The organism is Rhodococcus sp. (in: high G+C Gram-positive bacteria) (assembly GCF_049286785.1).
Lineage (GTDB): Bacteria > Actinomycetota > Actinomycetes > Mycobacteriales > Mycobacteriaceae > Rhodococcus_F.
This window is the reverse complement of the sequence record NZ_JBAQEO010000932.1, coordinates 1-10,579: the sequence shown is the minus strand read 5'-3', so window position 1 is coordinate 10,579 and position 10,579 is coordinate 1. Positions and strand designations below refer to the sequence as shown.

Below are 10,579 nucleotides of genomic sequence, written 5' to 3'. Positions count from 1 at the left end.
TGTGGTGAGGGCGACGCGAAGGGGGCGACGGATCAGGGTGTCACCGACACCGAGATCAAGATCGGCTACGGCGACGACCGCGGGTACGCCAAGAGTCCGGGCCTGAACCGGGAGATGAGCGATGCGGTCACGGCGATGATCGACTGGTGCAACGCCCAGGGTGGCATCAACGGCCGCACGATCGTCGGCACGGACTACGACGCTGCGATGACGCAGGCCAACTCGGTGATGCAGGATGCGTGCGCGTCCCAGTTCATGCTCGTCGGACACGGTTTCGCCATGGATCAGACGGCCGAGCAGACCCGGGTGGCGTGCAACTTGGCTGCGGTTCCCGGTTTCACGGTGTCCCCGGACGCCGCCAACGGGCCGATGACCTATCAGGGTGTGCCGTTCCCGGTCGACTACGCCAACGGCGCGGCGTGGTTCCAGATGGGTGAGATGAATCCCGAGCTGAAGACCGACTTCGCGCTGGTCGGCTCCACGATGCCGACGATCATCACGGCACTGAGGAAGTCGGCCTCGCTCGCGGAGGCGGCCGGATTCACTCTCAAGGACTGCGGCATCACACTGAACTACGAAGGCGAGGCCAGTTACCTCCCCTTCGCGGAGAAGGTCAAGGAGTGCGGCGCCAAGGGGTTGTGGACGTCCCGCTCACCGGTACCGGCCGAACTCAACTTCTACAAGGCGGTGCAGCAGGTAGGACTGGACCCGGTCATCCTCGGTGAGGCCACGTGGTACGGGGCGAGTGTTGCCGAGTTCAACGCGGGTTCGGGTCTGCTCGACAACTTGAACGCAGGTTCGACCTTCCAGCTCCTCGAGAACGCGGACGAGGTTCGGGCCGTGCAGAAGTATGTCGATCTGGTCACCGCCGGCAACGGGAAGACGGCACTGCTCGGTATGCAGTCGACGTCTTCATTCCTGCTGTGGGCTACCGCGGCGAAGGAATGCGGGTCGGATCTGACTCGTCAGTGCATGATCGACGAGTTGTCCCGGATTCACGAGTGGGACGGTGGTGGTTTGCACGCCGTGACCGACCCGGGCGCCAATCTGCCTGCCAAGTGCGGGCTCATGGTCGGGCTCGAGGGCGAGAAGTACTCGCAGGAATTCCCGACCAAGGCCGCGGAATTCCAGTGCGAGGACGAGTATCTCGTGAAGACTGATCCGAGCACGTGGGGCACGGATCTCGGCCCCGACCGTATCGCGACCAAATACATGAATCCTGCCGTGATTTCACCGCGGTCCTGATCCGATCGAGGCCGGCGGCGTGGGTGCTGCCGGCCTCCCCGAACGAGGATTCACCATGGATACTTTCCTGACCTTCACGATCCTGGGTCTGGTTCTCGGCGCTGTCTACGCCATCGCGGCGTCGGGTCTGGTACTCACCTACAACACTTCCGGCATCTTCAATTTCGCGCACGGCGCTCAGGCGATGCTCGGTGCTTTCGTTTACTGGCAGCTCCGTTACGGCTGGGATCTGCCGACTTCCGTCGCGCTCGTGCTGGTTCTGGGAGTCTTCGGGCCACTCATGGGCCTGCTGCTGTACGTGGTGATCATGCGGGGTCTGCGCGACACCGCAGAGGTCACCAAGATCGTCGTCACGGTGGCGATCATGCTCGGCATGCTGTCGGTCTCGCACTGGTTCTGGCATCCGGAGAAGGCGCGCTCGATGCAGATGTTCTTCGCGGATCGCAGCTTCTCGTTCTTCGGGGCCACCGTCCGGTGGCATGAGCTGCTGTGTGTGATCGTGGCTGCTCTCATCGCGGCCGGTCTGCGGGTGCTGTTCGTCCGTACCCGTTCGGGTGTGGCCATGCGCGCCGTGGTCGACGACCCGGATCTGTTGCGGCTCAACGGTCACCGGCCCGAACGTCTCGCGGGCCTGTCCTGGGCCCTGGGTTCGGCGCTGGCCGTACTGGCGGGCATCCTGATCACCCCGATCAGCGGCGGCACCCTCGAGGCGAACATGCTCACCCTGTTGGTGATCGACGCGTTCGCCGCAGCAATGTTCGGCCGGCTCCGCAGCATCCCGCGGACCTTCCTCGGTGCCGTGATCCTGGGTCTCGCCGGGACGTACGTGCTGGCCTACTTCCCGACCAGCTGGACGTGGACCAGCAATCTGCGGGTGTCGCTGCCCATGATCGCCCTGTTCGTCGTTCTCATCGTTCTGCCGCAGGACCGATTGCGGGGCACCGTCATCCGGACCCGTGAGCGGTACCGCGTGCCGAGTGTGCGCAGAGCTGTCACGTGGGGGGTGGTTCTGGTGATCACCGTGTACCTGCTGCGCCTGCTCATGGTGGAGTCGGCGATCACCACACTGACCATCGGAATCTGCTTCGCGATCATCGCGCTCTCGCTGACCCTGTTGACGGGCTACGCGGGCGAGATGAATCTGGCGCCGTTGTCTTTCGGTGCCATCGCCACCATGGTCGCGTTCCACTTCGGGATCAGCGGCACCGGCCTGGCGGCACACCTGAACGTGTGGGGAGTGCTGTTCGGTGTGCTCGTCACCGCGCTGATCGGCGGACTGGTCGCGCTGCCCGCACTTCGGTTGCGCGGTCTGTATCTGGCACTGGCGACGATGGCGTTCGGGGTGTTCCTCAGCAACATGGTGCTTCGCGACACGACCGTTCACACCTTGTTCGGTGTCGAGTTCTCCCTCTTCACCCAGGGCTCCCTGTCTGTGCCCCCGTTGAAGGTGGGCCCCCTGGACCTCGCCGACGACACCGTGTTCCTGATGACGGTGACGGCACTGTTCTCGGTGCTGGGCATCGCGATCATCGCGCTGCGCAACAGTGGATACGGCCGGCGACTGGCCGCGATGAAGGACAGTCCGGCCGCATCGGCGATGCTCGGTCAGAACCTGGTGAAACTGAAGCTCAGCGTGTTCATGCTCTCGGCGGGGATCGCCGGACTCGGTGGAATATTGATGTCGAGCGCGATGGGATCCGTTGCGACGGAGAACTTCTCGATTATCGTCAGTCTGACCTTGCTGATGCTGACAGTGGTGGCTGGGATCGGTTACGTCACCGGGGCTCTCTTCGGCGGCGTCATGGCTGGAATCGGTTTCTCCGTGATCATGGTGTCGTTCACCAATTTGGCGTCCGCGCAGCCCGAACTCGAGGGCCTGTGGTTGCTGCTCGGCAACATCGCCGCGGTCAGCCCGGCGCTGATCGGTATCGGCGTCGGCAAGAACCCGAGCGGTGTGGTGCACGACGTGATGGAGGGGTACCGGCACCTGGTGAAGGCCACACCGGTCCTGGTGGGTGGTGCCGCCGTGGTTGCCGCGGCCTACGTGCTGGCGCTCACCGGAATCCTGGACAACTGGTGGTTCGCGGCGATCGCCGTCACCACGCTCTTCCTGCTGCCGGTGGTCGGAAGGTCGGTCATGCCGGCGGCCGTGCTGGGGCCCGAGGAGGCTGCCCGGCGTAGGTCGACACCGCCGGAGTCGATCGGTATCGACGAGCCGTACACCGCCGAGGCGCGCGCCGCTCTCGACCGCGAACTCGACATCCCCGCGTATCGGACCGGCGTACCCGTGCCGGCGAAGGAGCTGATCGGTCTTGGCAGCTGACATCACGAGGATCGGTGAAGCGCCGCTCCTCGAAACCCGCAACGTCACAGTACGGTTCGGCGGTCATGTCGCGGTTCGCAATGTGAGCATCGCCGTCCACCCGGGAGTCGTGACCGGGCTGATCGGGCCGAACGGCGCCGGCAAGACCACCCTGTTCAACACCGTCACCGGACTCCAGAAGCCCACCGAGGGCCGGGTCTTCCTCGGCGGTGAAGACGTGACCCGCCTGGCGCCGTACAAGCGTGCGCGACTGGGATTGGCCCGCACCTTCCAGCGACTCGAGCTGTTCGTGTCGCTGTCGGTACGGGACAACCTCCGGGTGGCCGGAGACATGCACCGGGCCAACGGCAATGCGAAGTTCGACGTCGATGCCGAGGCGGATCGCTTACTCGAACTCACCGGGCTGACGGATGTGGCAGGCAGGGACGTCTCCGACATCCCGACCGGGCGTGCGCGAGTCGTGGAGGTGGCGCGTGCGCTGATGAGCGACCCGCGGATACTGCTGCTCGACGAGCCCGCGTCCGGGCAGACGGAGCAGGAAACCGAGGAATTCGCCGGACTGCTGACCGGGCTCACGGCCGACGGCCTCGCCATCTGCCTGGTCGAGCACGATATTCCGCTGGTCATGAAGGTCTGTTCCACGATCCACGTTCTCGACTACGGGGCGGTGCTGGCGTCCGGCGCTCCGGAGCTCATCCGCACCCATCCCGAGGTGATCGCCGCCTACATCGGCACCGAGGAGGAAGCGGTATGACCATCGGAACCGTGATGACCGGACCGTCCCAGGAGCTGCGCACACCGGAGCCACCTCTGCTGGAACTTGCCGGCGTGCGTGCCGGCTACGGGCCCATCGAGGTGCTGCACGGGGTCGATCTGGTGCTGCAGGCCGGAACGGTTGTCGCACTGCTGGGGCCCAACGGCGGCGGCAAGACGACCACACTGAAGGTGTGTGCGGGCATCCTGCCGCCGGCGCACGGGGAAGTGCGTTTCGGCGGACGCGTCGTGAACGGCGTCGACGCCTCCGAGCTGGCCCGTATCGGGGTGTGTTCGATACCCGAGGGCAGGGGCATCTTCCCGAATCTCACGGTGCGCGAGAACCTCTGGGTCGCCACCGGGACCGGGGTGGACCTCGCCGAACTCGAGGACGTGGCGTACACCCGCTTTCCCGTCCTCGGCGAACGCCGCGGACAGCTGGCGGGCTCGATGTCGGGTGGTGAGCAGCAGATGCTGGCGCTGTCCCGGGCACTAGGGACCGGTCCATCGATACTGCTGCTGGACGAACTGTCGATGGGGCTGGCTCCGCGCATCGTCGCCCAGATGTACGAGGTCGTGGGGCAACTCGCGGCAGAGGGCCTCTCGATCGTCGTGGCGGAACAGTTCGCCCGGGCGGTACTCCCCATCGCGGACACCGCGGCGCTCATCCTGCAAGGCCGTGTGGTGCGGATCGGAGATCCGCACGAGATCGATCGTGAACTATCAACCAGCTACCTAGGAGGGTGACGATGACCGCACTCGCAGACGAGCGCCGTGAGCAATTCAAGAAGGACATCGAGGGACTGAAGGTGGGGTCCGGCCGGAGCGGGGGAGCAGACGGTCGGATCCGGTTCGTCGGGCTCGCCCTGATGATCATCGGGACGGTCTCGGCGTTCGTCACGTACGTCGCGTCGCTCACCCAGTCGGACCTGCGCGACATCGTGTCGTCCCAGATCCTGACGATGGCATTTCTAGCCCTGACCGTGGGCGGTGCGGCGCTCTACGTGGCCGCCGCGATCGGGAAGGTGCTGCGTCTCTGGCTGGTTCGCCAGCTGCTCGAGGGCCAGGCGCACACCGATCAGATCAGCGCCGCACTCATCCGTCGCGACTGAGCCCGTCCATCGCGATCCGCGTACTCACTCCGGCTTCGGGGCGCGCGGATCGCGGCGAATGGGATGGTCGTCGGGTATCTGCACCAGGACGATGGGAATGCCGTCAGGATCGGAGATCCACATCTCGTACAGTCCCCACGGCTCCTGCCGCGCTTCCCGGTCGATCTTCACTCCGGCCAGAACCAGTCCGGTCTGCGCGGCGGTCAGGTCGCGGACCTGCAACCACAGGGCGCCGTTGAATATCGACCGGTCGGCCCGGCTGCCACCGTGCGCTGCCACCTCGATCAACCCCTGGCCTGCGAAGAACACGGTGCCACCGGGATATTCACGTGCGGTGGCGAGCCCCAGGATGTCGCGGTAGAAGCCGAGCGTCGTCGCGTAGTCCTTCGGACGGAGAATCGTCCTGCTGCTGAGGATTTCCACCCGCTACTCTCCTTCGCTCGGCCGGGACTCGTGACCCGGCCGGCCGTGTGTACGTCGCTCTTCCTTCATTTCGGCTTCGAACAGGTGCCGTCTGCCTCCGGCCAGTTCGCCGCGCGCCGCGCGCTCCTGATCGCGGAAGACGGTCCAGTAGCTGTCGTCGAATTCCTCGACCACCTGGAACGTCCAGCGCCCCGCCAGGACGTTGCGGCCCACCAGCTCGCTCCGCAGCCGGTCCGCCACCTCCGCGTGGCCGGCCTCGCGCAGAGCGTCGACGGCCTCGCCGAGCTGGAGGTCCGCATGGCCGATCAGCTGATGAAACGAATACAGTTGCCCGCGCGCTCGCTCGACCGTCTCGAGTGCCTCCGACAACTTGCCCAGCGCTGCCACTGTGTCGTCGCTCGTCCCCTCGGGGCGACGATGCTCCGAGCCGGGTTGTTCGCAGTCGATGGTCATGTGGTCAGTCTGCCCGACGGATATCGGCTGCCGGGTCAGAAATACCAGGGATAGGGCTTCCAGTCGGGTTCGCGTTTCTCGAGGAATGAATCGCGGCCCTCGACGGCCTCATCCGTCATGTACGCCATGCGGGTTGCCTCACCGGCGAACAGTTGCTGGCCGACGAGGCCGTCGTCCTGCAGGTTGAACGCGTACTTCAGCATCCGCTGCGCCTGCGGGGACTTGCCGTTGATCTTGGCGGCCCAGTCGATCGCGACGTCCTCGAGTTCGGCGTGGTCGACCACCTTGTTGACCGCGCCCATCCGGTGCATTTCCTCCGCGGTGTACGTCTCGCCGAGAAAGAAGATCTCGCGGGCGAACTTCTGGCCCACCATCTTCGCGAGGTAGGCGCTGCCATATCCGCCGTCGAAGCTGCCCACGTCGGCATCGGTCTGCTTGAACCGTGCGTGCTCCCGGCTGGCGAGGGTGAGGTCGCACACCACGTGCAGGCTGTGCCCGCCGCCCGCGGCCCAGCCGTTGACCAGGCAGATGACCACCTTCGGCATGAATCGGATGAGTCGCTGCACCTCGAGGATGTGGAGGCGGCCGGCGCGCGCCCTGTCGACCGTGTCCGCGGTTTCTCCTTCTGCATACTGATAGCCGCTGCGGCCCCGGATGCGCTGGTCGCCACCGGAGCAGAACGCCCAGCCGCCGTCCTTGGGGCTGGGTCCGTTGCCCGTGAGGAGAACCGCACCGACGTCGGAGGTCATGCGGGCGTGGTCCAGGGCCCGGTACAGCTCGTCGACGGTGTGCGGGCGAAACGCATTGCGGACCTCGGGCCGATCGAACGCCACCCGCACCACGCCTTCGCTGACGTGCCGGTGGTAGGTGATGTCGGTGAGGTTCTCGAAGCCGGGGACGGGGCGCCAATGCTGCGGGTTGAAGGTCACGGGATCGAGGATATGTGTAGCGATGCCAGAGGGCCGCAGGACGTCTGCCGTGGTCGCGCGTTACCGTGCATCCATGAGTGAACCGAGCGGCATCCATGAGTGAGCCGAGCGCCGTTCCCGCGCGAGTCGACGGCCAGGGTGACGACGAGTACGAGCACCACGGCGGATTCCCCCAGTTCGAGGCGGCCACACCCGGACCGGACTGGGGCCGGTTCGTGGAGGGCATGCGCACGCTGCAGGATCTCGCGGTGTCGATCAACGCCCCCGACGACGTCGTGGCCGAGGCTGCAGACCGGATCGACGCGCTGGCCGAGCTCCTGCAACCGCATATCGCCTCGGAAGGACGGGCCACAGCGGGCCGGACCATCGAACTGCCGGGACGCGGCAGCCTGCTCATGCCGCCGTGGACCATCGACAAGTTCGGGCCCGACGGGGTACGCAGCCGGGGTGTGTTCCGTCGTTACCACCTCGGTGGCAACGGTGCGGCGCACGGCGGCACCCTGCCTCTGCTGTTCGACGACCTCATGGGAATGATCGTCCACGCCTACGGGCGTCCGATCAGCCGCACCGGGTACCTCCATGTCAATTACCGGGCGATCACCCCGCTGAACACACCCCTTACCGTCGAGGGCAGTGTCGACCGCGTGGAGGGGCGCAAGACGTTCATCACTGCCCGGCTCATGCGCGAGGACACGCTGCTTGCCGACTGTGAAGCGCTGATGATCCAACTCCTGCCCGGTCAGCCCTGACGCGGTGACGTCCCTGCCGTCGCTCGACGACGTCCTTGCCGACGCCGTCGTGGTGAGCCTGCCCATGCGGATGCGGTTCCGCGGTATCACCGCGCGCGAGGCGCTGCTGCTGCGTGGTCCCGCCGGGTGGGGCGAGTTCGCGCCCTTCCCCGAGTACGCGGACGAGGAGGCGGCCAACTGGCTGCTGTCCGCGATCGAAGCTGCCTGGGCGGGGCCGCCGGCGGCGGTGCGGGAGAAGGTCCCCGTCAACGCGACCGTCCCGGCCGTGGATGCCGATCAGGTTCCGGCGGTGCTGGCACGGTATCCCGGCGCGCGGACGGCGAAGGTGAAAGTGGCCGAACGTGGCCAGACACTGGCCGACGACGTCGCCCGGGTCGCGGCCGTGCGGGAGCTGATCCCGAACGTCCGCGTGGACGCCAACGGGGGATGGTCGGTGGACGAGGCGGAGGCCGCGCTCCGTGCCCTGACCCGCGGCGGTCCGCTCGAATACGCCGAGCAGCCGTGCGCCACCGTCCCGGAACTCGTGGAGGTGCGGCGCCGGGTGCCCGGCGTGCGGGTGGCCGCGGACGAGAGCATCCGCCGCGCGGAGGATCCACTGAAGGTGGTGCGCGCCGGCGGTGCAGACGTGGCCGTCGTGAAGGTCGCCCCGCTCGGCGGGATGCGCCGGCTGCTGTCGCTGTCCGAAGAGCTGTCGTCGTACGGCGTGCCCGGGGTGGTGACGAGTGCACTCGACACTGCTGTCGGGATGTCCGCCGGTATCGCGGCCGCCGCGGCGCTTCCCGAATTGCGGTTCGCCTGTGGACTGGGCACGGGCGGCCTCTTCGAGGAGGACGTGGCGCCACCACGCGAACTGGTGGACGGACATCTTCCGGTCGGAATCGTCACCCCGGACCCTGCTCGCCTGGCCGCGCTCGCCGCCGATCCCGGCCGGGCCCGGTGGTGGTTCGAGCGGCTGGCGCGGTGTCATGGCCTGCTCGATCGCAGTGACCCGCCGCTTTTCGTATAGTGTCTGGCCGGACCTGATCGCTCAGTCAACACGGAGGCATTGAAAGTGGTTGCAGCTCTGAACGAAACCCTGCTCGACGAGTCGCGCGTCCCTGCGGTGATCGCAGACGTCCGGACCTTGATCGACGCGGAGGTTTCGGACAAGTCGGGGGCCTCGGGACTGGCACTCAAGGGCGGATACGCCGCGGTCAAGAAGGTGGGACCGTCGATTGTGCCGGACGCGATCGAGGGCCTGCTGCCGGCATTCGTCACCAAGCTCGAGCCGTTCTGGCAGGATTTCACTGCCACCGGTCAGGTCTCGTTCTCCGAGTACCTCGTGGCCCGCGGTGACAACGTGGCGGATTCGCTGCTCGGCGTCACCGACGAGCGCATCGAGGCCAGCGACCGCGGTGCAGTCAAGAAGGTGTACTCCTCGCTGCGTCCCTCGGCCAAGAAGAATGTGATCGAAGCTCTTCCGCGTGTGGGCGATCTCGTCCAGAAGCACGCCAACTGAATCCGCACGGCCGACGTCGGAACGCGGTCCGGATTTTCCGGGCCGCGTTCTCGTGTCGGTAGGTGGCTGACGTGTCAGTAGGCGGCATGCCCGTGGCGCCAGTACCCGGTGAACGCGATATCGCTCTTGGGAACGTGCCGCTCGTTCACCAGGTGTCGGCGCAGCGCCGTCGGCAGTGCACTCTCACCGGCCACGAACGTGTACGACGGCCCGGCCGGTAAATCGGCTCCCAGTACCGTGTCCAGGGCCAGTGCGCCGGGTTTCGCTGCCGCGTCCTCACGCACCAGCCAGTGCACGTTCACGTCCTCGCCCACCGAAATCTCTTGGGCGTCATCGGCATCTGCGACCTCGATGAACACCTCGGCCCGGAGATCCGCGGGCGACGAATGGAGAATCCCGGCGATCGCCGGAAGCGCGCTCTCGTCGCCCACCAGCAGTTGCCATTCGGCGCCGGGTGTCGGGTTGTAGATGAGTCCCTCGTCGAGAACCGCGACCGGGTCACCGGGTGACGCGATGTGGGCCCACGCGGACGCGGGACCCGGATCACCGTGGGACGCGAAGTCGATGTCGATTTCGGTGGTGTCGCCGAACGACCCGGCACCGGCGGCGCGGTAGTCGCGGATCGTGTAGCTCCGCGCGATCGGACGGGTGTCTTTGGCCATCAGCTTCAACTGTGCGAACCACAGATTGCTCGAGGTCGACGGGAGCCTCAGAACGGTCTGGCCGGGCTGCGGGATGAACATGCGGAACCACTGGTCGTAGCCCATCGGGGTCACCGATCCGAGTTCGTCGCCCGCGATCGTGACCCGGACGAAGTTGGGGCTGATCTGCTTTCCGGCGACCACTCGGGCGGTCGCGATCCGGCGACTCCGGGGCTTGACGAACTTGTTGCGTTGAGCCATGTCTGCGGATTCTTCCCCGGGTCGATGCGATATGTCAGGCGAGCCTAACCAATCAGCGGGCTAGATGTAATTCGTGGGGACGTTGTGAACGCCGACGCGGTCGATAGGTGACTTGCCGTCGAGTCCGGTGTGGGGTCGGTGGTGATTGTAGTGATGGAGCCAAGCCTGGTACGTGGCCGAGCGGGCCGCGTC

At 66.4% G+C, this 10,579-nt stretch carries 13 protein-coding genes; 8 read left to right on the top strand and 5 right to left on the bottom strand.

From position 1 onward, the window contains the following. The 5 genes from WAW17_RS33890 to WAW17_RS33870 form a co-directional block, all read left to right on the top strand. A partial coding sequence (locus WAW17_RS33890) for an ABC transporter substrate-binding protein (RefSeq protein WP_422337198.1) occupies window positions 1-1,245 on the top strand: 1,245 nt, incomplete at its 5' end. 55 nt (window positions 1,246-1,300) lie between these two features. Then, window positions 1,301-3,568, top strand: coding sequence for an ABC transporter permease (locus tag WAW17_RS33885; protein ID WP_422337197.1), 2,268 nt, complete (start codon window positions 1,301-1,303; stop codon window positions 3,566-3,568). A 10-nt stretch (window positions 3,569-3,578) separates the two neighbouring features. Continuing rightward, window positions 3,579-4,322 (top strand): ABC transporter ATP-binding protein, encoded by a 744-nt coding sequence (locus tag WAW17_RS33880; protein ID WP_422337200.1) that lies wholly within the window; start codon window positions 3,579-3,581, stop codon window positions 4,320-4,322. Continuing rightward, window positions 4,319-5,068, top strand: coding sequence for an ABC transporter ATP-binding protein (locus tag WAW17_RS33875; RefSeq protein ID WP_422337196.1), 750 nt, complete (start codon window positions 4,319-4,321; stop codon window positions 5,066-5,068). The genes WAW17_RS33880 and WAW17_RS33875 overlap by 4 nt, the downstream gene beginning before the upstream one ends. 2 nt (window positions 5,069-5,070) lie before the next feature. Further along, window positions 5,071-5,433, top strand: a complete 363-nt coding sequence (locus WAW17_RS33870) for a hypothetical protein (protein ID WP_422337195.1) — start codon at window positions 5,071-5,073, stop codon at window positions 5,431-5,433. 24 nt (window positions 5,434-5,457) lie between these two features. Here the strand turns inward: WAW17_RS33870 and WAW17_RS33865 are convergent, their stop codons facing one another. From WAW17_RS33865 to WAW17_RS33855, 3 genes are read right to left on the bottom strand one after another with little or no spacing between them, the layout of a single operon-like run. Continuing rightward, window positions 5,458-5,856 (bottom strand): VOC family protein, encoded by a 399-nt coding sequence (locus WAW17_RS33865; RefSeq protein ID WP_422337194.1) that lies wholly within the window; start codon window positions 5,854-5,856, stop codon window positions 5,458-5,460. A gap of 3 nt (window positions 5,857-5,859) precedes the next feature. After that, window positions 5,860-6,309: a hypothetical protein gene (locus WAW17_RS33860; protein ID WP_422337193.1), complete on the bottom strand. Its 450-nt coding sequence runs from the start codon at window positions 6,307-6,309 to the stop codon at window positions 5,860-5,862. A 35-nt stretch (window positions 6,310-6,344) separates the two neighbouring features. Beyond that, window positions 6,345-7,238 carry a 1,4-dihydroxy-2-naphthoyl-CoA synthase gene (locus tag WAW17_RS33855; protein WP_422337192.1) on the bottom strand — a complete coding sequence of 298 codons (894 nt, stop codon included), beginning with the start codon at window positions 7,236-7,238 and terminating at the stop codon, window positions 6,345-6,347. Window positions 7,239-7,333: 95 nt separating this feature from the next. Between WAW17_RS33855 and WAW17_RS33850 the strand changes: the two genes are divergently transcribed. Genes WAW17_RS33850 through WAW17_RS33840 form a run of 3 tightly spaced genes read left to right on the top strand, consistent with a single transcriptional unit; the run spans window position 7,334 to window position 9,485 of the window. Beyond that, window positions 7,334-7,987, top strand: coding sequence for a PaaI family thioesterase (locus WAW17_RS33850; RefSeq protein ID WP_422337191.1), 654 nt, complete (start codon window positions 7,334-7,336; stop codon window positions 7,985-7,987). 4 nt (window positions 7,988-7,991) lie between these two features. Beyond that, entirely contained in the window at window positions 7,992-8,993 is a 1,002-nt protein-coding gene (locus WAW17_RS33845; RefSeq protein ID WP_422337190.1) for an o-succinylbenzoate synthase, read from the top strand. Between the two features lie 45 nt (window positions 8,994-9,038). Next, window positions 9,039-9,485 (top strand): DUF6918 family protein, encoded by a 447-nt coding sequence (locus WAW17_RS33840; protein WP_422337189.1) that lies wholly within the window; start codon window positions 9,039-9,041, stop codon window positions 9,483-9,485. A gap of 74 nt (window positions 9,486-9,559) precedes the next feature. Here the strand turns inward: WAW17_RS33840 and WAW17_RS33835 are convergent, their stop codons facing one another. Beyond that, window positions 9,560-10,387, bottom strand: a complete 828-nt coding sequence (locus WAW17_RS33835; RefSeq protein ID WP_422337188.1) for a siderophore-interacting protein — start codon at window positions 10,385-10,387, stop codon at window positions 9,560-9,562. Window positions 10,388-10,447: 60 nt separating this feature from the next. Further along, the coding region (locus WAW17_RS33830; protein WP_422337199.1) for an integrase core domain-containing protein at window positions 10,448-10,579 on the bottom strand (132 nt) is incomplete at its 5' end.